The organism is Amycolatopsis sp. NPDC003865, from assembly GCF_053605345.1.
Map to the genome: position 1 here is coordinate 84,371 of NZ_JBSGJA010000017.1, position 23,965 is coordinate 108,335.

The window sequence follows — 23,965 nt, forward strand, 5'->3', positions numbered from 1 at the left end:
AAACTGAGCGTTTTCCCGGTTGTCGGCGCTCTGTAGCCCCGGTCACACTCGACGGATCGAATGACCCGACCACTGGGGGCGACATGTCCGAGAAGTGCCGATGCGGCGACCACCACGCGTGGGCCAGCCCGAATCCCGAAGACCGCCCGGCGGCGGCGCGGCAGCCGCTGCTGGCCTCGACGCTGGCCGGCGAAGACCGCGACGAAGACGCCGGCCGGCTCGACCCGACCGACCGCGTCACCTGCCGGACGCACCGCCGCTGGCTGCACGACTGCGTCGCGTCCCCGGTGCACACGAACCCGGCGATCGGCTACCGCTGGTGCCGCCGCTGCGACCACCAGGCACTGGTCGCGGTCGACGAGCTGACCGGCGAGGTGACGATCCACTGCGGGCTCTGCGGCCGCAGCCCGCACAGCCGGGTCAACCTGGAACTGGTGGCGCTGTGCCGGCGGAGCCTGGCGCTGGCCCGCTCGGGACGGTTCCCGGAGACCGCCGCCGCGTGACTGCCATGATGCGGAGGTGCCCGAACCCGGAACCACCGCGCTGGTGCTCCTGCTGCCCGCCGCCGAACCCGCGCTCGCCGCGGCCCGGCGGATCGACCCCGGCCTGGTCCGGCCCGGGTTGCCCGCGCACGTGACCGCGTTGTACCCGTTCCTGCCCGACGCCTCGCTGGACGACGACGTCTTGGCGGCGGTGCGTTGCCTGGCCGCGGGTGTCTCCCCCGGCCCCGTCGAGCTGACCGAGGTCCTGGTGGCGCCCGGCTTCGTGGCGCTCCCGGCTCCGTCGCTCCAGGCGATCACCGACGCGGTGTGCGCCCGCTGGCCGGACGTTCCGCCCTACGGCGGGCGGTTCGGCCCCCGACCGCCGGCGCACGTGACCGTCGCGATGGGCGGGGACGACGAGACCCTCGCGCGCGTGGCCGCCGACGTGCGGCCGCTGCTGCCGGTGACCGGCCGGGTCGAAGCGCTGCAACTGGTCGCGTTGACCGGCCGCGGGTGGGAACCGAGGCTGGATGCACCGTTCGGCGGGTGACGAGCCCCCGGCTCACCGCGCCGGGCTGGTCACCTCGTCGGCCGCGGCACCGTCCAGCTTCCGGTAGGCCCGCGCGATCGCCCGCAACCGCGCGACGTCGGCGGCGAACGGCTCCGCCGGCGCGACCGGCGGCTCCTCCTCCCCCGGCTCGTCCGGCAGATCGCGCACGAGCCGCGCCGCCGCCGGGGCCGGCAGCTCCGGCGTCACGCCCGCCAGGATCAGTCCGTCGTTCGTCTCGCTCATCGCCGTCAGCAGCCGCTCGCGGCGGGACGGCCCGCCCGGGTCGATGCGGACGATCTCCGGGAACCGCCGCGTCAAGTGCGTCCGCAACGGCCGAAGCAGGCGAAGCGTCTTCGCGTCGCGGCGGCCGGCCACCAGGCCAGGGACCGACGGGATCGTCAGGCCCACGACGATCAGCAGCACCGACACCGCCGGGAAGCCCACGTCGAGCGTGCACGGCAGCGTCGAGAACGGCCCGCGGCACAACGCCTTCACCGGGTGGTCGGTCTGCAGGGCACCGATCGTCGCGACGACCTTGCCCGCGAGGTACGCGACCGCGAACGCCGAGGCCAGCAGCAGCAAGGTCAGCCCCGCGCGCAGCGCGCCGCCGCTCGCGCGGATCGTCACCGCCGACACCACGCCGATGTCGATCACCGCGAACCCGAGGTAGACCGTGTACACGAAGACGTACACGACCAGTGTCGGGTGCGTGCGGTACAGCTCGTCGAACACGCCGATGCCGCGCGGCAGGTCCGGCGTGCTGAAGAACATCACCGTCAGCAGGACCAGCGCGACGACGAGCGCACCCAGCCGGAGGCGCGCGCCGCGGTCGCGCGTGCCGCTGATCTCCGCGACCGTCAGGCCGATGCCGTAGGCGGCGACCATCGTCGCGAGGTTCGACAGCAGCCGGCCGAGGCTCGGGTAGATCTCGCTCTCGAACAGCTGCGCGCGGTTGGACAGAAAGCAGAACGCCGCCCCCAGCGCGATGAGCGAGACGGCCAGCCCGGCCCCCGCGCCGGTGCGCCGGGCGCGGACCGCGCGCCAGATCCCGACCGCCAACGCGAAGAGCCCGACCCCGACGAACAGAATGTCGATCACGAGACCGCACTATCCCAGGAGCGCCGCCAGCCGCCTAGCTTGATCCCCCGCCCGGCCGGACGCGCCCGGCCGAACGGCGGGCGGGTCGCTCGTCGCGGCGCTCATCAGCAGCACGGCGATCAGCTCGGCCTCGTACTCGTCGGTGCCGGTCGTCACGCGGGTCAGCAGGTGGGACAACGCCTGCGGCGCGAGGTCCGGGGCGAGCCGGGCGGCTTCGGACTCCGACATCTGGCATGTGCCCGTGTGCGCGCACAGCATGTGGGCGAGCTCGTGGGCGATGATGTGGTCCTGGTGCAGCGCCGACGTGTGCTCGACGTAGGCGATCAGGTCGTAGTCCGGGCGGGCCTGCCACGCGCCGGACGGGCGGCCGGGCCGGTATTCGACCGGGACGAGGTCGATTTCGCGCCCGCGCCACGCTTCGAGCCGGTCGACCCAGGTGTTCATCGACCACGGCCGGGGCACCGGCACGGCGGCGAGCAGCGCGCGCACCCGCTCCCGGGCGCCGGCCCGGAGGTCGGTCAAGCCGCGCTCGTCGATGGGTCCTCCCCGGTCACCGGGCGCCAGCCGGGTGCACCGGGGCGCGATCACGGACGAGGTCATCGTAGCCGACCGCGCGCGGTCACTCCGGCTTCCGGCGGCGGCCCTCGCGGTGCCGGGTTTCGTCGTAACCGGCGAGCTGGTCGAGCAGGGCCGTCACGGTTTCGCGGTCGCGCGGCGAGAGCCGCATGGCCCGCTGCGCCAGGTTGCGCGCCTCGTCGTCGCGCCACGCCACGACGTCCTCGACCTGGCGGTCGACCTGCCCGGCGACCTCGTCGTCGAAGAAGTACGTCACCGGCACGCCGAAGAACTGGGCGAGGGCCTGGATGTGCGAGCGCTTGGGGTCCTTGCGCGCGCCGACGGCCAGCTGCTGGACGTGGGTCGCCGACATCGTCACGCCGGTCTGCTCGGCGACGCCGTGCGCGATCTCGCGGTACGAGTACGGCTTGCGGTCCGGCGGGTGCACGGTCGCGATCAAGTGCGCCAGCCGTTCCGCGAAACTGCGCTCGTCGCTCACCACACACCACCTTCGGTCAGGAAACGTGACAACCATCAGCCTAGCTGTCCAGGAAACTTGACACAGACTGTCCCGTAAAGACTACGATACTCCTGTTCGGTGTTTCGAAAACAGGACGCCGGATCCCGGGGTGGCGCCGCGGCCGCAGGGTGATGTCACGTGGTCGCTGGGGGTGGCCACGCGCCGCACCGTGTTCCCGCCGCGCCACCCCACCTCAAGCCACTCCCATGGCCGCCGCCAGTTTCCCCAGGTCGTCACGCAGGCCCGGGACGGCGTCGTCGCCGACGCACCCGGTGGAGAACTCGACGTAGAGGTCGTCGTCCGCGGGGATGTCGACCTCGAAGTCGATGTCGTCCGGGCCGAGCCGCTCGAGGTACTGGCCGTGGTCCATCCCGGCCGCCTGCCGGAGCCGCGCTTCGGCCTCGTCCGCCGCCGGGGTCCGGCCCACCAGCTTGAGGTGCAGGTCCGCGGCGCCGGGGTCCGGGCCGAGGACGAGGTCGTTGGTGCGGTCGCAGGGCCATTCGGTGAACTCGCGGGTGACGCCCGGCAGCGGCGCGGAGCCGGACAGCCCGGCGGTGAGGCCGGTGATCGCCGCCGACGTCGGTCCGGGCGGGAAGGGCCCGCGGTCCAGGGACCGGTCCAGCAGCTGCAGCCCGAACCAGGTACCGAAGAACAGCCAGATCCCGAGCCCGAAGGCGAGGACCCCGCCGCCGGCGCCGAGACGCGGTGCGTGGTCCCACGCGTGGGCGGCGGGATCGACGCCGTACCGGACTTCGAGGTCGGGCAGCTTCTCGCGCAGGGCGGCGAGGAAGTCTTCGGCGGCCCGGTGGTCGCGCCAGCGGGTGCGCACGCGGCCCTGGCCGGCGCGGAATTCGACGACCTCGCGGTCGAAGTCGCCTGCCGGGCGCAGCGCGACGATCAGGCCGACCACCAGGGACGTCGGGATCCAGAAGGCGAGCCAGAACGGCTTGGCCGACACCGCCCCGCGCCGGACGTCGGTGATCAAGCCGTACGGGACGCGCGCCCGCCCGAAGGCGAGGGTCTCCGCGCCGAAAGCCGCCTCGGGTGGCCAGGCGCGGCCGAGGGACCAGGCGACGACGGCGACGAGGACGTCGAGCGCCACGCCGATCCAGAAGAAGGGCCGCTGGGGCGCGACGGTGATGCCGTAGCCGTGCCAAGCGGCGAAGGCGACGGCGACCACTATGAGGACCCACGTCCAGCGGCGGGCGCGGGAGAGCGGGACCATCCGGGTCCTCGTGTCCACCATGGCCGGAGGGTAGCGGGGCGCGCAGGTGAGCCAGTCCGGCAAAAGTACCGCCGTCGCAACGGACTCCGGCGGCGGCAACGTCGCGTCAGGCGTCTCCTTTCCGCTCCACCGCGAGCAGCCGCCGCAGGGCGGCCGGGGTCGCTCCCGTGTGCTCGCGGACCGTCCTCGTCAAATGGGCCTGGTCGGCGAAGCCCAGCTCCGCGGCCAGCGCCGCCAGCTGCCGCTCCCCCGCTTCCAGCCGGTCGAGCGCCCGGCCGACCCGGATCCGGTTGCGGTACCGCGTCAGCGAAACCCCCAGAGCACGCGGGAAAGCCCGGCTCAACCGGTACGGCGACACTGCCAGCAGCTCCGCCAGGGGGAACAGTCCCACCGCGGCGGGCACGTCCGCCGCGATCGCCTCGCGGGCGTCGGCCACCAGCGCACCGTCGTCGCCCCGGCCGCCGGCCGCGGGCGTGGCTTTCCCGGCCGCCTGGGTGATCGCGCGGCCCACCAGCTCAATCAAGCCCTCCGCCAGCGCGTAGTCCGGGTCGGCCACCGACGCCACCACCCGCCGGTGCGCCAGGTCGAGCCGGGCGTCGACGTACACCGCCGGCCCGGGCACCGCGTGCCCGGCCAGCTGGTGCCAGCGGTGTTCCCCGAACGTCACCGACGTGCAGACGTCCCCGCCCGCCGGGTGGGCGAACCGCTCCTCGTCCCCCGGCGCCGCGACGTACCCCACCGCCGGGTCGGTGTCCGCGGCGATCCCGCGCGCGTGGCGGCGGAACCGGCCACGGCGGACGAGCACCATCCGGTGGCCGTCCGCCACCTCGGGCGGGGACCAGCCCGGGTGGTCCTCCGCGCACGTCACCACGCTCACCGCGTACCCCGGGCGGGCCGCGACTTCCACTGCCTCCAACACGGTCGCCGACGCTACGCCCGGGGTACGACAGTTTCCGCAAGGATCTTCAAGACCGCGGCCCGGCCCTCCGGGAAGAGTGACCGCAGAACGAAAGGAGCAGGGAAATGCCCGCGGAACTCACCACGATCGTCCTCGACTGCGCCGACCCGGCCGCGCTCGCCGCCTTCTACGCCAAGGCCCTCGGCCTGGAGGTGACGTACTCCGACGACGACACCGTCCAGCTCGGCCTCCTCGGTTTCCAGCGGGTCGCCGGCTACCGGGGCCCGTCGTGGCCGGACGACGCCAAGCACGCCCATCTCGACCTGCGCGTCCACGACCTCGCGAGCGCCGTCGCGGAGTTCGAGGCGCTCGGCGCCACCAAGCCGGACTTCCAGCCCGGTGGCGCCGACTGGGTCGTGCTCGCCGACCCCGAAGGTCACCTCTGCTGCCTGATCCCGGGGTGATTCACCGGCGGTAGACGCCGAACTCGTACAGCGAATAGCCGTACGCGGTGCCGCGCTGGGTCGCCGACACCCGGATGTACCGGGCGGTGCCGTCGATCGCGAGGTCGTCGGCCCCGCCGTCGCCCGACGTCGTCGCGTACACCGTCCGCCAGTTCGCCGCGTCATCGCTGACCTGGATCTCGTAGGCCTTCCCGAACGCGGCCTCCCAGACCAGCTGGACGTGGTCGAACGCCTGCCGGCTGCCGAGGTCCACCTGCAGCCACTGCGGATCGGCCCACGCGCTCGCCCAGCGCGTCGCGGTGTCGCCGTCGGTGGCGGCCTGCGGCGGGTAGGGCGCGCCGGGGCCGTCGGCCTGGTAGGTCGACGCCGTGGTCGGCTTGCCGCGGGCCAGGTTCGTGCCCGGCACCGGCGGGGCGACCACGCGCAGCGACCGCGTCTCGATGCCGACGTTGCCGTGGCCGTCCCGGGCGTAGAGGTAGATCTTCCAGACGCCCAGCTGCTGCGGCGCGGTGACGGTGAACGTGCCGCTCCCGGTGAACTGCGCCGGGATCAGGCCCGAGGCGTTGTTGATGTACTTGCTGTTGTAGCCCATGGTGTAGGCGAGGGGGTCACCGTCCGGATCGGACACGTTCGCCGTGAGGGTGAACGTCGACCCGGCCGGGACGTCGGTGACACGGCTGAGGTTCATCGACGAGATCACCGGCGGCTGGTTGCCGCTCGTCTGTCCACTGTAGAGCTTGCGGACGGCGTACCAGGAGAGCCGCTTCTCGTTGCCGGTGGTGATGTTGAACCAGACGCCGCCGAAGTCACCCTCGGTGCCGTAGTGGAACAGCGTCGCGCCGAGCGCCACGCCCGGGTGGGCGAGCACGCAGTTCCAGGCGTTCACGTACCCGTCGCGCTTCTGCTGGTCGGTCGGTTCGGCCGGCACGCCGTTGACGTCGTTCGGCACCTCCCACTCGCCGGCCGGGCCGGTTTCGGTGATGATGTAGGGCTTCGTGTACCCGCCGGCGAGCCAGTCCTGCTTCACCTGGCAGACCTGGGCGTAGGAGTTGACCGAGTAGAGGTCGAGGTTCGGCGCGTACGCCTTGTAGTACGGCCACGCGCCGGTCCAGGCGTCGGTCGAGGTCACCGGGTGGTTCGCGTCGAGGGCGTGGATCGCCTGCGCGGCCTGGTCGACGAACCGCGTGTAGGCGATCCGGTTCTGCTCCAGCTGCGTGCCGGAGTAGCAGTTCTGCATGCCGAGGATGGATTCGTTGCCGACGTTCCACATCAGCACACCGGGGTGTGTCCGGTAGGCGGTGACCCATTTCTGGATCTCGGCCAGCATCGTGTTCTTGTACGCGGTGTCCGTTGTGTAGTCGACACAGCCGCCGCTGCCCGGGCCGCCGCCGGGCTGCAGCCAGAAGCCGGCGACGACCTTGATGCCGTTGGCCGCGGCGGCGTCGAACAGCGGCTGGCTCGTGCCGTCGGTGCCCCAGGTGCGGACGGTGTTGACGCCGATCGAGTGCAGCTCCGGCATCCGCGTTGCCGCTTCGCTCACCGGCGGGCCCCACGTCAGCCCCTTGACGGTCCACGGTATCCCGTCGACCGTCAGCTGCCAGTTGCCCTGCGACCCGGTCACCCGCGTGACGCCGGGGCCGTCCTGCGTCGGGGTCCCCGGGGTGCCGCTGACCTGGAATTCCCACAGCGAGTAGCCGTAGCCGCCGACGCGGTGGGTGCCGTAGAAGCGCACGTAACGGCCGTGGCCGGTGACGGCGAGGTTCTGGATACCGCCTACCGCCGTCGTAGTGCTGTATACCGTCCGCCAAGTACCGGCGTCGTCCGAAACCTGGATTTCGTATGCGGTCGCGTAGGCCGCCTCCCAGTTCAAGGTGACCTGGGTGATGTCGGCGGGCGCACCCAGGTCGACCTGCAGCCACTGCGGGTCGCTCCAGGCGCTCGCCCAGCGCGTTCCGGCGTCACCGTCGACGGCGGCCGACGCCGGCGTGCCGGCGCCCTCGCTGCTCGACGCGGTCGCGGGTCTGCCTTGGGACAGCAGCGTGGCGGCGTGCGCCGGGGAGGGTCCGGCGAGCAGGCCCAGCACCAGCAGGGCCACCAGCGCCGGGACGGCACGGAGGAGCGACGGTCGGTCCACGATGACTCCCGTACGACAAGGGGAACAGAGAGGGAGAGCGCTCTCCAACGCGCTCGATCGTTCGGCACGCGCCCCCGCGTTGTCAAGATTCACCGGCGAACCCGACAATGACTGTCCAGCCGGTGATCCGGGTGCTCCTTGACAGGGCGAGGGCGGGCTGCGCATGCTGTGGGAGAGCGCTCTCCCATCCTTGGCACCTCACCGTGGAGGACCCTTGGCATCGAAAATCGCGCTCTTCGCCTGCACCGCCGCCACCGTGCTGGCAGGCGCCTTCCTGTCCGCGGCCACCTCGTCGCCCGCCGGGGCGGACGACCTGGTGACTCACCACGAATTCCAGGTCAACTGCTCCCCCAGCCACCACCAGCCCGACGACCCGATCGTCTTCCCCGGGCTGCCCGGCGCGTCGCACGACCACACGTTCCTCGGCAACAAGACCACCAACGCGGCCACGACCCTGCAGTCGCTGCAGGCCGCGGGCGTCGGCAACACGACGTGCCTGGCACCGGACGACCTCTCGGCGTACTGGTTCCCGACGGTCTACAACGGCAGTCAGGTGGTGCTGCCGAACTTCGCGCAGGTCGTCTACTACAAGTCCGGCATCCTCGACTACACGAAGGTCGTGCCGTTCCCGCCCGGCCTGCGCTACGTCGCCGGGAGCGTCACGGCGACGCAGGACGAGTTCCAGCACGCGCCCGGCGCGATCGAGGGCTGGGAATGCGGCGACAGCTTCCACAACTGGGACATCCCGGTCCGGTGCGTCGAGGGCAGCCAGCTCAACATCCGCTACCAGGCGCCGAGCTGCTGGGACGGCGTCCACCTGGACTCCGCCGACCACAAGAGCCACATGGCGTACCCGGACCGGGCGACGCTGACGTGCCCGGCCGACCACCCGGTCCCGGTGCCGATGCTGGAGTTCAAGATGGCGTTCCCGGTCAGCGGCGACATGTCCGGCGTGCACCTGGCCAGCGGACGCGGGTACTCGTGGCACTACGACTTCTTCAACGCGTGGGACCCGCCGACGCTGGACGCCCTGGTGAAGCACTGCATCAACGGCGGCCTGCAGTGCGACCCGCGCGGGTTCGACCTCTACAAGCCGGACCGCGGCACGGTGCTCGGGCCGAACTACCGGCTGCCCGGCCGTCCGTGAGACGGCCGCTCCTGGGGGCGGCGGTGGTGGCGCTGACCTTGGGCGGGTGCGCCACCACCGGCCCCGCCCCCACCGCATCGCCCTTCAACCCGACCGATGTCGCGTGGCTGCAGCTGGTGGTGCCGATGACCGAGCACGCGCTGGCGGCCGCCCGGCTGGCGCCGTCGCACGCGGCGAGCCCGGCGGTGCGCGCGGCCGCGGACTCGGTCGCGGCACCGTCGCAGCGGCTCCTGAGCCGCCTGACGACGACCCGCGAGCGGGCCGGGCTGCCGGCCGCGGATGTCCACAGTGGACACCGGATGCCGGGGATGGTCACCGAGGCGGACCTGGTCGCGCTGCGGACCGGGACAGGGCCGGACTTCGACCGGCGCCTGGTCGCGTTGCTGCGGGCGCACGCGGCGCAGCTCGTCGTGCTGGCGAAGGGCGAGCAGACCTCGGGCGGGGACGCGGAAACCCGGGAACTGGCCGGCGAGGTCGGTGCCGAAGGGGCGCGGCAGGAGAAGGCGCTGACCGGCCTGGACTGAGCCGGTCGTCCTCCGCAGAGCAGCGGCCCGGCCCGCGGTCACGCCGACCGCGGGCCGGGCCGTGGAGGCCACTCATCCCACAGGGTGGCCGGGCCGGCGCCGTCGGGGCCACCACCCCACGTGGTGACCCCGACGGCAGTTCACCGGCTCCGCCCGCCGGCTGCTCTCAGTACGTCACGGTCACCGGGCCCCTTCCCGCCTGGGCCGTCACCGTCAACGTCTGCGTTGCCGCGTCCCACTGCCAGCTCCGCGACGGCGCCCAGCCCTCGCCGACCCGGACCCGCGACGGCGCGGAGGTCACCCCGAGGAACTTGACCGTCCACTCCCGCGAAGCGACCTGGGACCGGCCTCGCGTCGGCTCGACCGTCACCGTGTGGGCGCCACGCCGCTCCGAGTACGTGATCCGGGTCGTCGAGCTGTGCTTCGACGAGCTCCCGTCGTCCTCGTACAGCGAGAACGACCCCGACGCCCCGGGCGCCACCGTGACCGTCGCGCGGTTCAGCGGGTTCTGGACGTCGTTGGTCACGTCCGCCGTGCGGGTCACCGTGATGCCGCCGGCCCGGACGAACACCGGCATCGTCCCGAGGTCGGACGTCACCTGCTGGGTCGACCCGCCCTGGTAGACCTTGCCGCTGAAGTAGTCCGTCCACTGCCCCGGCGGGAACCAGACCGACGTCGCCGCCGAGGTGCCCGGTGACGTCACCGGCGCCACCAGCATGTCCGGCCCGTAGAAGTACTCGCTCGCCGCCGCCGCGTACGCCGCCGGGTCGTCCGGGTACTCCACGTACGTCGGCCGGACCACCGGGACGCCGGTCGTCGCCGCCTGCTGGGCCAGCGTGTAGGTGTACGGCACGAGGTTTTCGCGCAGGTTCAGGAACTTCGTCGCCGACGCCTTCGCCGTGTCCCCGTACTGCCAGGGCAACCGGTCGCTGTGGTTGCTGTGCAGCCGGTCGATCGGCTGGAACGTGCCGAGCTGGACCCACCGCGCGTACAGGTCGTCGGGCAGCTTGAACGTCTGGTGCTGCTGCCCGCCCGAGGTGTAGGTCTCGCTGCCGCGCAACCCGGTCGTGTCGTTGTGCCCGCCGATGTCGTGGCTGATCGGCGACAGGCCCGTCGCGGCCGACTCGGCCGGGGTGATCCCGACCTCCATCCGCAGCGTGCCCCACGTCGAGGACGTGTCCCCGGTGAAGTGGACGGTGCTGCGCTTGTCCGCCCACGGCCCGGTCGAGAGGCCCACCGGGCCGCCGTACCCGCCGGCCTGCAGCGAGCCGTACGCCCGCGAAGTCGCGAAGCCCCGCTCGATCGCCGGCGCGGACAGGTCGGCGTACTTCTGGTTGATGAACGAGTCCGGCGTGACGCCCGGCAGGCTGGACTTCGCCGCGTCGCAGCACCAGTCGAGCCACCAGAAGTCGTTGCCCTGGTTCGTCATCTGGCCGTGCAGGTCCAGGTACGCCTTGAGCTGGTCGGGGTCGCCCCAGTCGAAGACGTAGCAGTCCGTGCCGCAGTTCGACTTCGCCAGCTTGCCCTTCGCCGTCGCCTGCGCGCGGGCGAACTGCGGGTCCGAACCCATGATGCTCGGGTGGATGTTCAGCGTGTTGTGCAGGCCCTGCGAATGCGACCAGGCGAAGAACGCCGCCGGGTCGGGGAACTTGGCGGTGTCGAACTGCCAGCCGTTCCACGTGTCCGGCGCCTTGAAGTCGGTGTCGGTCACCAGGACGTCCAGCGGGACGCCTTCGCTGCGGAAGCGCGGCAGGATCCTGTCGCGGTAGTCGGCCGCGGTGCGGTCGATGTACTCGGAGTACCAGACGCCGTAGGCCCAGCGCGGCAGCAGCTCCGACGGCCCGGTCAGGGTCGCCAGGTCCCGCAGCCCCGCCTTGTAGTCGTGGCCGAAGGTGAAGGCGTACCCGTCCTGGTAGGGGTTTCCGCCGTGCGAGGGCCGCTGCGTCACCTTCTCGGTGGCGGTGTCGTACAGCGCGGACGGGGTGTCGTCGAGCAGGTACCAGCCGTCGGCGTGCAGGAGACCTTCGGTGAGCGACGGCGTGCCGTTGTCGCCGTTGACGCCGTCGAGGCCGCGCCGGTAGCCGCCGAGGGTGAGGTGCGGCTGCGGGACCGCCGCCCCGGCGCGCGTCACCGCGACCGTGTCGAGGTTGACGTGGCAGCTCGCGTCGTCGGGACAGCCGAGGACGATGTCGTTCGCACCCGCCCGCAGGTCGACCGGGACCGACGCGGTCCCCCAGGTGTCCCAGTTCGCGGTGGCCGGCATCGACAGCGTGCGCGTCACGCCGGCCGAGCCGACGGTGGCGGTCCGCGTCTGGTGCAGGCCGTCGCCGCCGGTGCCGTTGGCGTACCGGACGTCCAGCTGGTAGGTGCCGGCGGCGGGGGCGTCGACGACGCGGTGGGTCAGCGACGAGCCGCGGTTCAGCTCGGCGACGAACCCGCGGCCGGCGTACCCGGCGTGGTCGGTCGCGACGACCGCCGAGCCGGTGCGCAGGCCGGATTCGGCTTCACAGCTGACGTCGAGGGCGCAGCCGGTGAACGCGCGGGCCGTCGACGGCGGGAAGGGCGCCCCGGCGGACAGCACCGCGATGGCGTCGACGTTGACGTTGCCGGAGTCGCTCGCGGTCCGCTCGAGGCGGACGCTGTGGCGGCCGGCGCCGAGGGTGACCGGGACCGACGCGGTGGCCCAGCTGTTCCAGTCGGCCGTCGTGGGCAGGGTGAGCTTCTGCGCCGCCCCGCCGTCGACACGCACGCTCAGCGTGCGCGTGACGTGCTGGCCGTCGCCGCCGGTTCCGTTGGCGTAGCGGGCGGTCAGGGTGTACGTCCCGGCCGCGGCGGCCGCGACGTCGGCGGTGGCCGAGGTGCCGGTGCTTTCGAACCCGGCGAGGAAGCCCTCGCCGGTGTAGCCGGTGTGGTCGGTGGCCACGCCCAGCCCGTCGGCGGTCAGGTCTTCGGCTTCGCAGAGCGCGCCGGTCGCGCAGGTCAGGTGCCGCCACGGCGCCGCGGTCACCGGTGCGCCCGCCGTGGTGCGGATCTGGAGGTTGCCGGAGTCGAACGGGCCGGAGTCCAGCTTGTAGGTCAGGGTCGTCGCGCTCGTGCGGATGGTCAGCACGCCGTTCGCCGTCGTGGTGGTGAACGGCGGGGGCGTGAACGAGCCACGGCCGACGGCGTTGAAGGTGGCGGCGTCGGTGAACCGGCCGTCGCCCGCGTACTCCGTGCGGATCAGGGTCGGGGACAGGACCTGGAAGCGCGCGTTCCCGGCGGTGACGGTCTGGCGCGCGGCCGGCCCGGCATCGGCGGGTGCCGCGACGGTGACGATCCCGGCGGCGACCGCCAGGACGCTCACCAGGGGGAGGGATCTGACTGCTCTCGGCCGCACGGCGGAACTCCGTTCCGGTCAGGGGACCACTTTTACAACGTTGGAAAAGGCGTTTCCGATCTGATCACAGCGGGCGGGCACGTGTCCAGACCGGTGAGCGGAACTGTCCGGACAGGCCGGAGCCGGTGCCCGGCAGGCCACGCGGGCGGAGTATCGGGGCGAACCGGTGGCCGGGGTGGTACGGGGCGGATCGCGCTCGGTCAGGCCGAGTCGCGGACCACCAGCTCCGGGTCGAAGATCACCGACTCGGCGCGCCGCCCGGGGTCGGCCATGCGTTCCAGCACCATCCGGGCCATCGCCGCGCCCATCTCCTCCACCGGCTGGCGGACCGTCGTCAGCCGGGGACGGCAGCTCAGCGCCACCCGGCTGTCGTCGAAACCGATCACCGCGACGTCGTCCGGGACCCGACGTCCGGCTTCGCGCAGCACCGTCAACGCGCCGTAGGCCATCAGGTCGTTGGCCACGAACAGCCCGTCCAGCTCCGGTTCCTCGGCCAGCAGCCGCTCCATCGCGCGCTCGCCGCCGTGCTCGGTGAAGTCGCCCTCCGCCACCGCCACGTACGCGTGGCCGTGGCGGGCCATCGCGTCGCGGAACCCGGCGAGCCGGTCGTGGCCCGCCGGCGTCCCCGCCGGGCCCGCGATCGTCGCGACCCGGTGGCACCCGCGGGACACCAGGCGGTCCGCGGCCAGCCGGGCGCCGTCCTGGTGGGCGACGTCGACGTAGCTCACCGGCGCCGGACGGCCGGGCCGGGCGAACAACGCCGTCGGGACCCCGGCGTCGGTCAGCATCCGCGGCAGCGGGTCCGCCGCCGGGTGCAGCGAGATCAGCAGCACCCCGCTCACCTGCTCCTGCCGCAGCTTCGGCACGAGCTTCTCGCGCTCTTCGTCGCTGTCGACGAGCATCAGGAGCGGGTGCAGCCCCTGCGGGCGCAGGTGCGCGACGACCCCCTCGACCACCCGTCCGAAGAACGGGTCGCCGAACACCCCGCCGAAGGCTTCGATGTGCCGTTCGGGTTCGGACACCACCAGCGCGACGCCGCCGGTGCGGCGGGTGACCAGCGACCGGGCCGCGCGGTTGGGCACGTACCCGGTGGCGGCGATCGCGCGTTCGACGGTCTCCCGCAGCTTCGGGTCGACGTTGCGCACGCTGTTGACCACGCGGGACACCGTGGCCCGCGAGACGCCGGCGACCCGCGCGACGTCCTCCAGGGTCGGCGGCGCCGAGGGCGGGTGCGTCGTCACCCCTTCTTTGTAGCATGCTGTGAGAGCGCTCTCCCAGCACCGCGCCGCTGACAAATGTCACGACGGGCCGGTGCGGGACGGCACTGCCCCACCGGCTGCCGCCGGACGAGCATTTCCGGCATGACCACCACCACGGGAAATCCGGCCGGCTTCCGGCCCGTCCTCCTGCTCACCGGCGCCTACGCCGTGCTCAGCGTGCTCACGCTCGGCGCGATCGTGCTGCTGCGGAACGACCACGCGCTGGTGACCGACGCCGTCTGGGTGCGCGCCACCCTCGTCGTCGCCAGTTCGCTGCTGACGTTCGCCTTCGCCCGCAGCGCGGCCCGCGGGTCGCGCAAGGGCCTGCTGCGGCTGCGGATCGTCTCCGCGGTGATGCTCGTGGCGATCGCCGTCATCGTCGCCCTGCCCGGGTTGTTCCCGGTGTGGCTGCGGATCGAGCAAGCCGTCTGCGGGCTGCTGCTGCTCGGGGTCGTGGTGCTCGCCCACGGCCGGCGCGCGCGGGCCCGGTAGCGTTCCGGTGGTGGACAGTGCGGAACCGGCCGACGTGCAGCGCTGGGTGCGCGGCTGGCGGGTGATGGTGCTCGACGCGGGCATGCTCGTCTACCCGGCCGTGACCGTGTCCGGCGTCGTGCAGCACTCGGCGGGCCGCGCCGCGGCCGCCGGGTACGCGCTCGTCGCCGTCTTCGCCGGCTGCTACCTCCTCGCGGCGCGCGCCGCGGCGCGGCGGGCGGTACGCCGGTTCTGGCTGCTGGTGGGCGTCCTGGCCGTTCTCTTCGGCGCCACGCTCCCCTTCGCCCACGCCGAGGCGTTCTTCCTCGCGATCGTCGTCGTCTCCCTGGCCGTGCCGCGGCTGCCGCGCCACGGCGGCGCGCTCGTGGTCGTCAGCGCTCTCGCCGCGCTGGTGGTCCCGTGGGCCGCCTGGGGCACCGCGGGGTGGACGCAGGCCGTCGCGCTCGTCTTCACCGTCCTGGTGGTCTACGCCTTCGCCGAAGCCGTCCGGGCCAACGCCGCCCTCGTCGAGGCGCGCGCCGAGGTCGCGCGGCTGGCCTCGGAGGCCGAACGCACCCGCATCGCGCGGGACCTGCACGACCTGCTGGGCCACTCGCTCACCGCGATCACCGTCAAGAGCACCCTGGCCCGGCGGCTCGTGGACGCCGACACCGCCCGCGCGGGCGAGGAGATGACCGCCGTGGAGACGCTGGCCCGCCAGGCGCTGACCGACGTGCGGGCGGCGGTGTCCGGCTACCGCGAAGTCACCTTGGCCGGCGAGCTCGCCCGCGGCCGCGAGCTGCTGCGCGCGTGCGGTGTCGCCGCCGACCTCCCGACCGCGACCGACGTCGTCGGCCCGGCGCACCAGGAACTGTTCGGGTGGGTGGTGCGGGAGGGCCTGACCAACGTGGCACGGCACGCCCGCGCGACCCGCTGCACGGTCACCGTGTCCGAGTCCACTGTGGAGGTTGTCGACGACGGCGTGGGCGGTTCTCCCGAGGAGGGCTCCGGGCTGGCCGGGCTCCGCGAGCGGGTCAAGGCCGCGGGCGGGCAGTTCCGGGCCGGGCCGGTGCGCCCGCGCGGCTGGCGGCTGCGGGTGACGGTGTGACCATCCGCCTGCTGCTCGCCGACGACCAGGAGCTGGTCCGCCAGGCGCTGTGCGCGCTGCTCGCGCTCGAGGACGACTTCGAGGTGGTCGCCTCCGTGGGCCGCGGCGACGAGGTCGTCGACGCCGCCCGCGAGCACCGGCCCGACGTGGCGCTGCTGGACATCGAGATGCCGGGGCTGGACGGCCTTTCCGCCGCGGCGGTGCTCGCCGCGCAGGTGCCGGGCTGCCGCGTCGTCATGCTCACGACGTTCGGCCGCGCCGGGTACCTGCGCCGCGCGATGGAGGCGGGCGCGGCCGGGTTCGTGGTCAAGGACGCCCCGGCCGACGTCCTCGCCGACGCGATCCGCCGCGTGCGGGCCGGCGAGCGGGTGGTCGACCCGGCGCTGGCGGTCGCCACGCTCGCCGCGGGCGAGTCGCCGCTGACCGCGCGGGAGCGGGACGTGCTCGTCACCGCCCGGACGGGCGCCACGATCGCCGAGATCGCGTCCCGGCTGTACCTGTCCGAAGGCACCGTCCGGAACTACGTCTCCGCGGCGATCACCAAGACCGGCGCGCGCAACCGCGTCGAGGCGGTGCGGATCGCCGACGACCGCGGCTGGCTCTGATCGGCCCGCTCCGGTGCGGTGGCTGCTGGAGGCGGAGGCCGTCCGCGAAGTCCGGACCGCGGCCGGCTCGACGAGCGCTGGGGTTCCCGCGCGCGTGCTGCGTCTCCACCGCGCCAAGGAGCCGGTCTCGCACGAGACGCCGTCGGTCAGCGTCGCAGCCGGGCCTCCGCCGCGTCCCAGTCACCGGCGCCCGCGGGCTCGTAGCGCTTGACCTCCTGGGTCTCCCGGACCAGCGCCCGCATCGCCGTCAGGTCCGGCAGGTCCTCCCCGAGCGCCCGGGCCTGGACCAGCACGTTCCCCAGTGCCGCCGCCTCGACCGGGCCCGCCAGGACCGGGACCCCGCACGCGTCCGCCGTCAACTCGCACAACAGCTCGTTGCGCGCGCCGCCGCCGACGATGTGGACCACGTCGATCGGGCGGCCCGTGATCGATGCCGCCGCCCGGAGCGTGCGGCGGTACGCCAGCGCCAGGCTGTCCAGGACGCACCGGACCATCGCACCTCGCGAAGACGGCGGGCGCTGTCCCGTCGCCTCGCACGCCGCGGCGATCCGTGCGGGCATGTCCCCCGGTGGCAGGAACTCCGGGGCGTCGATGTCCACCACCGCGGCCAGCGCCGGCGCGGTGGCCGCGGCCGCGAGCAGGCCGGGAAGGTCCGAAGTGGACCACGTGCGCAGCGTCTCGGACAGCACCCACAGGCCCATCACGTTGCGCAGGAACCGGATCGTGCCGTCGACGCCGCCCTCGTTGGTGAAGTTCGCGGCCAGCGCCGCGTCGCTCAGCTCCGGCGCGGGCAGCTCCAGCCCGGCCAAGGACCACGTGCCCGAGGAGATGTACGCGAAGTTCGTCCCCGGCGACGCGGGCACCGCGACCACCGCCGACGCCGTGTCGTGGGAGCCCACCGCGATCACCGGCGAGCCGGACAGTTCGCGGGCCTCGCCCACGATCGTGCCCGGGTCCCGCAACGGCGGGAGCAGCCGGGGCGGGATCCCGGCTCGCGACGCCACCGAGAGCGCCCAGTTCCGGGCGCGCACGTCGTAGAGCTGTGTGGTCGACGCGTTCGTCCGCTCGGCGCCGATCTCGCCGGTCAGCCAGTAGTTCAGCAGGTCCGGGATGAGCAGCATCGTCCGCGCCGCGTCGAGCCGGTCGCCTTCGGCCACCAGCTGGTACAGCGTGTTGAACGGCAGCCGCTGCACCCCCGTGACGTCGTAGAGCTCCCGGTCGGGCACCGGCACGGTGATCCCGTCCGTGCGCCGGTCGCGGTAGTGGACGGGGGTGCCGAGCAGCGCTCCCCGCTCGTCCAGCAGCCCGTAGTCGACGGCCCACGAGTCGACGCCGACGCCGTCGAGGGCGCCGGCTTCCCGGATCCCGGCCAGCGTCTCGCGGTAGAGCCCCAGGACGTCCCAGTACAGCACCGGTCCCGCCCGGACCCCGCCGTTGGCGAACCTCCGTACCTCCGCGACCTCCAGCACCGACGATCCGACGGTCCCGGCCACCACCCGCCCGCTGGACGCGCCCAGGTCGACGGCCGCCACCCGTTTCACGGGTTCACCACGGTCAGCTCCAGGCCGAGCAGGTCCGCGACGGCCGTCAGCTCGCCCACGCGGTGGCCGGTGCCGAGGGCCCAGTGGTGCGCGACACCGCCGGCCGACCACGCGTCGGTCCACTCCCCCGGGTCGCAGCCGAAGTCGACGCGGGACGTCGTGTTGCCGATCCGCAGCAGCGGCCCGGGCACCACCGTGCCTTCGGAGGCGATGAGCGTGAACGTCCCGTCGCGGCGCTGCCCGAGCCCGCACAGCGTCACCGGGCCGTGCTTGACGTCGAACTCGACCGACACGCCCCAGCCGCGCTTTCCGTGGTAGACGCCGAGGCCGCGCAGCAGCGGCTTGCGCGCGCTGATGCCGAGGTGCGCCGGGCCGTCGTGCCCCATCTCGACGACGTTGTCGCGGAAGTTCAGCGCCTGCAGCTCGGTGAACGAGCCGCCCGCGCCGAGCCGGTCCATGACCAGCATGGCCAGGGACGTCCGCAGCTCGTACTCGCCGACGGCCGGGATGCCGCGCGCGGTGAGCAGGGACGCGCCGAGGATGAACCCGGCGCCGACACGTTCGTGGGTCTCGCCGTCGAGGCCGCGGTGGTAGTAGGCCAGGGAGTCGAGCGAGACGTCTTCGACGAGCCGGTCGAGGGCCACCGAAACCCGGGCGCCCCAGGCGAAGTCTTCGTCCACTACGGACTCGTCCACAGTGAACACTTCGCGGGCCAGTGCGACGCGTGCCGCCGTCTCCTCCTCGGAGACCTTCTCCACCCGCACCCGCAGGTCGTCGACCTCCAGGACCTCGACGTGCCCGCCGAGCTGCCCGGACACCAGGGTCGGGTCGGTGGAGACGTCCATCATGCCCGGGTAGAGGTGCCCGAGCAGGCCGTGGCGCCCGTGCCGCAGCGCCGCCCGGACGCCGGCCGCCTTGATCCAGCGTTCGATCTTCGTCCACGCGCGGGGGTCCTCGAGGTAGCCGGACACCGAGCGGAACTCGACGCCCAGGCGGCGGAACGCGTTGGCCATCTCCGGCAGCGGGCAGGCCCCGCAGTAGGCCAGCCACGCGCCGGTGTCGAAGGAGTCGTGGTCCATCGCCTCGGTCGGCTGCAGGTTGAGCAGCAGCACCGGCGCGCCCGACCGCTGCGCGACCGGCGCCAGCATGCTGGACGTCAGGTACGTCGTGAGGAACCCGACGATCAGGTCGCACCCGGCCACGCGCAGCTTCTCCGCCGCGGCCGCCCCTTCGGCCGCGTCCGAGACGAACCCGGCGTCGACGACCTCGCAGTCCAGTTCGGACAGCCGTGCGGAGACTCGCCGGGCGGACGCCTCCAGCTGGGGCAGCAGCGCGGGGAACTGCGGCCAGTACGCGCCGAGGCCGCCCGCGACGAGCCCGACGCGGGTCTTGCGCGGCGTGATCCGGTCGAGGGTCATCGGAACTCCTAACGCAGGAACGCGGCGGCCACCCCGGCGTCCACGGGGACGTGCAGGCCGGTGGTGTGGGTGAGGTCGCCGCCGGTGAGGGCGAACACCGCGGCGGCGACGTGCTCGGGCAGCACCTCGCGCTTGAGGATGGTCCGCTGGGCGTAGAACTCGCCGAGCTTCGCCTCTTCGACGCCATAGACCGCGGCACGCTGGGCGCCCCAGCCGCCGGCGAAGATGCCGGAGCCCTGGACGACGCCGTCGGGGTTCACGCCGTTGACGCGGATGCCGTGGCCGCCCAGCTCGGCGGCCAGGAGCCGGACCTGGTGGGCCTGGTCGGCCTTGGCGGCGCCGTAGGCGACGTTGTCCGGGCCGGCGAACACCGAGTTCTTCGACGAGATGTAGACGAGGTCGCCGCCGATGCCCTGGTCGATCATCGCCTTGGCCGCCGCGCGGGCGACCAGGAACGAGCCCTTGGCCATGACGTCGTGCTGCAGGTCCCAGTCGCGTTCGGTGGTCTCCAGCAACGGCTTCGAGATCGACAGCCCGGCGTTGTTGACGACCAGGTCGACCCCGCCGAAGGCCAGCACGGTGGCGTCGACCGCGGCCTGCACGGCGGCCGCGTCGGTGACGTCCGCGGTGACCGCGATCCCGCCGGTCTCCGCGGCGGCTTCGGACGCCGCGTCGCCGTTCAGGTCGGCGATGGCCACGCACGCGCCTTCGGCGGCGAGCCGCACCGCGATGGCCTTGCCGATGCCCGACCCGGCCCCGGTGACCAGGGCGATCCGCCCGGCCAGGGGCTTGGGCTCCGGCATCCGCCGCAGCTTCGCCTCTTCGAGGGCCCAGTACTCGATCCGGAACTTCTCGCTCTCGGGGATCGGCGAGTACGTGGAAACCGCTTCCGCGCCACGCATGACGTTGATCGCGTTGACGTAGAACTCGCCCGCCACCCGCGCGGTCTGCTTGTCCTTGCCGAAGGAGAACATCCCGACGCCCGGGACGAGCACGATCGCCGGGTCGGCGCCGCGCATCGCCGGCGAATCGGGCGTCGCGTGCCGCTCGTAGTAGGCGCGGTAGGCGTCCCGGTATTCGCCGTGCAGTTCCTTCAGCCGCGCCACCACATCGTCCACCGGTGCGGTCGCGGGCAGGTCCACGACCAGCGGGCGGACCTTGGTGCGCAGGAAGTGGTCCGGGCAGGACGTACCCAGCGCCGCCAAGGCGGCGAGCTTCTCGCGGCTGAGGAACTCGAGGACGACGTCGCTGTCGGTGTAGTGGCCGACCACCCGCTGGTCGGTCGAGGCGAGCCCGCGGATCACCGGCGCCAGCACCGCGGCCCGGGCGCGCCGCTCGGTTTCGGGCAAGGCTTCGAAGCCCGGGACGACCGGTCCGAACGGCTCCCGCGCGCCCCGGGAAGCCAGGAACTCCTCGGCGGTCCGGATGATGTCGAGGGAGTTGCGCTCGCACTCCTCCGACGTCGCGCCCCACGCCGTGATGCCGTGGCCGCCGAGGATGACGCCGATGGCCTGCGGGTTGGCCGCCTTGACCGCCGCGATGTCCAGGCCCAGCTGGAACCCCGGCCGCCGCCAGTCCACCCAGGCGACGCGGTCGCCGAAGCACTCCTTCGTCAGCGCCGCGCCGTCGGCCGCGGTGGCCAGCGCGATACCCGAGTCCGGGTGCAGGTGGTCGACGTGCGGGGCCTCCACGAGACCGTGCATCGCGGTGTCGATCGACGGCGCCGCACCACCCCGGCCGTGCAGGCAGTAGTCGAACGCGGCGACCATCTCGTCCTCGCGCTCGACACCCGGGTAGACGTCCACGAGGGAGCGCAGCCGGTCCAGCCGCAGCACGGCGAGCCCGGCCTCGGTCAGCGTCCCGAGGTCGCCGCCGGAGCCCTTGACCCACAGGACGTCGGTGGGCGAGCCGGTGACCGGGTCGGTCACCGACCCCTTCGCCGAGGTGTTGCCGCCGGCGTAGTTGGTGTTGCGCGGGTCGGCCCCGAGCGCGTTGCTGCGCACGATGAGCTGCTCCGGCACGGTCATGCTCATGCTCCCCATCCGGCCTGCGTGCCGCCGGCGCGCTCGGCCACGATCTTCTCCTGGTACCCGCTGCGGGCATACGCCGCGACGGGGTCCGGGTCCAGCCCGGCGTCCTCGCGCAGCTCGGCCAGCAGCGGCCGCACGTCGGTGTTGTAGGCGTCCATCAGGACGGCGTTCGCGGCGAGGACGTCACCCGCCTGCTGGGCCGCCCGCAGCGCGGACCGGTCGACGAGCAGCGCCTTGGCCGTGGCCTCCTGGACGTTCATCACCGACCGGATGATCGCCGGGATCTTGGCCTCGATGTTGTGGCACTGGTCGAGCATGAAGGCGATGCCGTAGGCCGGGTCGAGGGCGTCGCCGCGGACGATCTCGTACATGATCCGGAACAGCTGGAACGGGTCCGCCGCGCCCACCATCAGGTCGTCGTCGGCGTAGAAGCGGGAGTTGAAGTCGAACGCGCCGAGCTTCCCGGCCCGCAGCAGGAACGCGACGATGAACTCGATGTTCGTGCCGGGTGCGTGGTGGCCGGTGTCGATGCAGACGGCCGCCTTCTCCCCCAGCTCCACGCAGTGCGCGTAGGACGTTCCCCAGTCCGGGACGTCCGTGGCGTAGAAGGCGGGCTCGAAGAGCTTGTACTCCAGCAGCATCCGCTGGTCCGGCCCCAGCCGGTCGTACGTTTCGCGAAGGGCCGCGGCCAGCCGGTCCTGGCGGTCACGGAGGTCGTCCTGGCCCGGGTAGTTGATGCCGTCGGAGAACCACAGCTTGAGGTCGCGCGAGCCCGTGGCGTCCATGATGGAGATCGCCTCGAGGAGGTGGTCGGTGGCCTTGCGGCGGATCCCGGGGTCGGGGTTGGTGACCGAGCCGAGCTTGTAGTCCTCGTCCTGGAAGACGTTGGTGTTGATCGCGCCGATCTCGATGCCCTGGTCCCGCGCGTACGCCGTCAGGGCGCCGTAGTCGCCGACCTCGTCCCACGGGATGTGCAGCGCCACGCTCGGCGCGACCCCGGTGAAGCGGTGCACGGTCGCCGCGTCGGCGATCTTCTCCTCGGGCGTGCGCGGGACGCCGGGCTGGGGGAACACCTTGAACCGGGTGCCCGAGTTCGCGTACGCCCACGACGGCGTCTCGATGCGCTGGGCCCGCAGGGCCGCTTTGACATCCACAGGGATCACTGTCCTTCCCGGACGTCGAGGTGGAAGACCTCGTCGAGCAGCCGGAACCCCTCATCCGGCCGGCGGGAGTCGAGGCCGGTGAAGAACTCCGCCATCTCCGCTTGCCAGCGGCCGTTGACCTCGGTGCGGGCCATCGCCGCCTGCGCGACCGCGAGGTCGTCGGCCTCGACGTAGCCGACCAGCAGGCCGTCGTCGCGCAGGAACAGCGAATAGTTGCGCCAGCCGGTGTCGTGCAGGGCCTTCCGCATCTCGGGCCACACCGCCCGGTGCCGCTCGGCGTACTCGGCACGCCGCTCGGGCTTCACCTGGAGGCAGAAGCAGTACCGGGGCATCAGAAATTGAACTTGTCGATGTTGTTCGCGTCGAACGTCGTCGGCGGGCCGAGCACGATCTCGCCGCTCGCGCCGATCTTGTAGTCGCCGAGCTTGCCCGCCTTGAACGTCTCGCCCTCCTTGCCGGTGATCTGGCCGGACTTGAGCGCGACGCCCGCGTAGGCGGCCAGGTAGCCGATGTCGGCCGGGTTCCACAGCGCGAACTGCTTGACCGTGCCGTCCTTGACGAAGGCGCGCATCTGGTTCGGCGTGCCGAGGCCGGTCACCGCGACCTTGCCCTTGTAGCTGGACGTGCTGACGTACCGCGCGGCGGCCGCGATGCCGACTGTGGTCGGCGAGACGATCACCTTGAGGTTCGGGAACGACTGCAGCAGGCCCTGGGCCTCCTGGAACGACTTCTGGTCGTCGTCGTTGCCGTAGGCGATCTTGTCCAGCTTCAGGCCGGCGTACTCCGGCTTGGCCAGCTCCTTCTTGAGGACGTCGATCCAGGCGTTCTGGTTGGTGGCGTTCGGCGTCGCGGACAGGACCGCGATCTCGCCGGACCCGCCGGAGAGGTCCTTGGCCTGCTTGGCCAGCGCCTCGCCGATGCCCTGGGTGGTGGCCTGGTTGATGAAGACGTCCCGGCAGTCCTTCGCCGCATCGGAGTCGAAGGCGACGACCTTGATGCCGGCGCCGCGGGCCTGGTTGAGCGACGGGCACACGGCGTTCGGGTCGTTCGCGGCGATGCCGATGACGTCCTGCTGCTGCTGGATCAGCGTGTTGATGTAGCTGACCTGCGAGGAGGCGCTGGCGTCGTTCGGCCCGACCAGCTTGTACTCGCCCTTCAGCTCGGCCAGCGCCTCCTTGCCGCCGCTGACCTCGATGTCGCTGTAGGGGTTGTTGAGCTGCTTGGGCAGGAACGCCATCTTGACGCCGGTCGCGGCGGTGGCGTTCGGGTTCGCCGTGGCCGTGGACTGACTCGCGCCGGAGCTCGCGGAGTCGTTCTTGGTCGTGCCACCGCAGGCGGCCAGCACGAGCACCAGCCCGGCCGACACCGCGCCGGTGAGGAACCGTCGGGACATCTTC

22 protein-coding genes are annotated in these 23,965 nt (G+C 72.7%); 8 read left to right on the plus strand and 14 right to left on the minus strand.

What is annotated here, in order from left to right:
- Positions 1-83 precede the first annotated feature (83 nt).
- A complete protein-coding gene (locus tag ACWEVP_RS33855; protein ID WP_452066642.1) occupies positions 84-503 on the plus strand; it encodes a hypothetical protein in 420 nt (139 codons plus the stop codon).
- A 16-nt stretch (positions 504-519) separates the two neighbouring features.
- Entirely contained in the window at positions 520-1,032 is a 513-nt protein-coding gene (locus tag ACWEVP_RS33860; RefSeq protein WP_452066643.1) for a 2'-5' RNA ligase family protein, read from the plus strand.
- A 12-nt stretch (positions 1,033-1,044) separates the two neighbouring features.
- Here ACWEVP_RS33860 and ACWEVP_RS33865 read toward each other — a convergent pair whose 3' ends face one another.
- The 5 genes from ACWEVP_RS33865 to ACWEVP_RS33885 all read right to left on the minus strand — a co-directional run bounded on the left by ACWEVP_RS33865 (position 1,045) and on the right by ACWEVP_RS33885 (position 5,349).
- A complete protein-coding gene (locus ACWEVP_RS33865; RefSeq protein WP_452066644.1) occupies positions 1,045-2,130 on the minus strand; it encodes a hypothetical protein in 1,086 nt (361 codons plus the stop codon).
- 9 nt (positions 2,131-2,139) lie between these two features.
- Complete coding sequence (locus ACWEVP_RS33870; RefSeq protein WP_452066645.1) at positions 2,140-2,730, minus strand: hypothetical protein; 591 nt, start codon at positions 2,728-2,730, stop codon at positions 2,140-2,142.
- A gap of 19 nt (positions 2,731-2,749) precedes the next feature.
- Positions 2,750-3,184 (minus strand): XRE family transcriptional regulator, encoded by a 435-nt coding sequence (locus ACWEVP_RS33875; protein ID WP_452066646.1) that lies wholly within the window; start codon positions 3,182-3,184, stop codon positions 2,750-2,752.
- 214 nt (positions 3,185-3,398) lie between these two features.
- Positions 3,399-4,451, minus strand: a complete 1,053-nt coding sequence (locus ACWEVP_RS33880) for a hypothetical protein (RefSeq protein WP_452066647.1) — start codon at positions 4,449-4,451, stop codon at positions 3,399-3,401.
- A gap of 85 nt (positions 4,452-4,536) precedes the next feature.
- Entirely contained in the window at positions 4,537-5,349 is an 813-nt protein-coding gene (locus tag ACWEVP_RS33885) for a helix-turn-helix domain-containing protein (protein ID WP_452066648.1), read from the minus strand.
- 104 nt (positions 5,350-5,453) lie between these two features.
- Between ACWEVP_RS33885 and ACWEVP_RS33890 the strand changes: the two genes are divergently transcribed.
- On the plus strand, positions 5,454-5,792 hold the full coding sequence (locus tag ACWEVP_RS33890) for a VOC family protein (RefSeq protein WP_452066649.1): 339 nt from the start codon (positions 5,454-5,456) through the stop codon (positions 5,790-5,792).
- Position 5,793: 1 nt separating this feature from the next.
- On the opposite strand, the gene ACWEVP_RS33895 is transcribed toward ACWEVP_RS33890, so the two are convergent.
- The gene (locus ACWEVP_RS33895; RefSeq protein WP_452066650.1) at positions 5,794-7,926 is read right to left on the minus strand and encodes a discoidin domain-containing protein; all 2,133 of its coding nucleotides are present in this window, start codon (positions 7,924-7,926) and stop codon (positions 5,794-5,796) included.
- 214 nt (positions 7,927-8,140) lie between these two features.
- Between ACWEVP_RS33895 and ACWEVP_RS33900 the strand changes: the two genes are divergently transcribed.
- Positions 8,141-9,073, plus strand: a complete 933-nt coding sequence (locus tag ACWEVP_RS33900) for a DUF1996 domain-containing protein (protein WP_452066651.1) — start codon at positions 8,141-8,143, stop codon at positions 9,071-9,073.
- On the plus strand, positions 9,070-9,597 hold the full coding sequence (locus ACWEVP_RS33905; protein WP_452066652.1) for a DUF305 domain-containing protein: 528 nt from the start codon (positions 9,070-9,072) through the stop codon (positions 9,595-9,597). The genes ACWEVP_RS33900 and ACWEVP_RS33905 overlap by 4 nt, the downstream gene beginning before the upstream one ends.
- Positions 9,598-9,763: 166 nt before the next feature.
- Here ACWEVP_RS33905 and ACWEVP_RS33910 read toward each other — a convergent pair whose 3' ends face one another.
- Together ACWEVP_RS33910 and ACWEVP_RS33915 are read right to left on the minus strand one after the other, a co-directional pair.
- A complete protein-coding gene (locus ACWEVP_RS33910; RefSeq protein ID WP_452066653.1) occupies positions 9,764-12,940 on the minus strand; it encodes a TIM-barrel domain-containing protein in 3,177 nt (1,058 codons plus the stop codon).
- Positions 12,941-13,173: 233 nt separating this feature from the next.
- A complete protein-coding gene (locus tag ACWEVP_RS33915) occupies positions 13,174-14,214 on the minus strand; it encodes a LacI family DNA-binding transcriptional regulator (protein WP_452066654.1) in 1,041 nt (346 codons plus the stop codon).
- A 120-nt stretch (positions 14,215-14,334) separates the two neighbouring features.
- Here ACWEVP_RS33915 and ACWEVP_RS33920 point away from each other — a divergent pair, with 120 nt between their 5' ends.
- The 3 genes from ACWEVP_RS33920 to ACWEVP_RS33930 are packed head-to-tail and all read left to right on the plus strand — an operon-like array spanning position 14,335 to position 16,416.
- On the plus strand, positions 14,335-14,724 hold the full coding sequence (locus ACWEVP_RS33920) for a hypothetical protein (RefSeq protein ID WP_452066655.1): 390 nt from the start codon (positions 14,335-14,337) through the stop codon (positions 14,722-14,724).
- A gap of 10 nt (positions 14,725-14,734) precedes the next feature.
- Positions 14,735-15,811 carry a sensor histidine kinase gene (locus ACWEVP_RS33925; protein ID WP_452066656.1) on the plus strand — a complete coding sequence of 359 codons (1,077 nt, stop codon included), beginning with the start codon at positions 14,735-14,737 and terminating at the stop codon, positions 15,809-15,811.
- Positions 15,808-16,416 (plus strand): response regulator, encoded by a 609-nt coding sequence (locus ACWEVP_RS33930; protein ID WP_452066657.1) that lies wholly within the window; start codon positions 15,808-15,810, stop codon positions 16,414-16,416. The genes ACWEVP_RS33925 and ACWEVP_RS33930 overlap by 4 nt, the downstream gene beginning before the upstream one ends.
- A gap of 146 nt (positions 16,417-16,562) precedes the next feature.
- Here the strand turns inward: ACWEVP_RS33930 and ACWEVP_RS33935 are convergent, their stop codons facing one another.
- Genes ACWEVP_RS33935 through rhaS form a run of 6 tightly spaced genes read right to left on the minus strand, consistent with a single transcriptional unit; the run spans position 16,563 to position 23,961 of the window.
- Positions 16,563-17,948 carry a rhamnulokinase gene (locus tag ACWEVP_RS33935; RefSeq protein ID WP_452066774.1) on the minus strand — a complete coding sequence of 462 codons (1,386 nt, stop codon included), beginning with the start codon at positions 17,946-17,948 and terminating at the stop codon, positions 16,563-16,565.
- A gap of 5 nt (positions 17,949-17,953) precedes the next feature.
- A complete protein-coding gene (locus ACWEVP_RS33940; protein ID WP_452066658.1) occupies positions 17,954-19,375 on the minus strand; it encodes an arabinose isomerase in 1,422 nt (473 codons plus the stop codon).
- 8 nt (positions 19,376-19,383) lie between these two features.
- Positions 19,384-21,402, minus strand: a complete 2,019-nt coding sequence (locus tag ACWEVP_RS33945; RefSeq protein WP_452066659.1) for a bifunctional aldolase/short-chain dehydrogenase — start codon at positions 21,400-21,402, stop codon at positions 19,384-19,386.
- 2 nt (positions 21,403-21,404) lie between these two features.
- The gene (gene rhaI, locus ACWEVP_RS33950) at positions 21,405-22,568 is read right to left on the minus strand and encodes an L-rhamnose isomerase (RefSeq protein WP_452066660.1); all 1,164 of its coding nucleotides are present in this window, start codon (positions 22,566-22,568) and stop codon (positions 21,405-21,407) included.
- The gene (locus ACWEVP_RS33955; protein ID WP_452066661.1) at positions 22,565-22,900 is read right to left on the minus strand and encodes an L-rhamnose mutarotase; all 336 of its coding nucleotides are present in this window, start codon (positions 22,898-22,900) and stop codon (positions 22,565-22,567) included. Before ACWEVP_RS33955 ends, rhaI begins: the two co-directional genes overlap by 4 nt.
- Positions 22,900-23,961, minus strand: coding sequence for a rhamnose ABC transporter substrate-binding protein (gene rhaS, locus ACWEVP_RS33960; protein WP_452066662.1), 1,062 nt, complete (start codon positions 23,959-23,961; stop codon positions 22,900-22,902). The genes ACWEVP_RS33955 and rhaS overlap by 1 nt, the downstream gene beginning before the upstream one ends.
- Positions 23,962-23,965 lie beyond the last annotated feature (4 nt).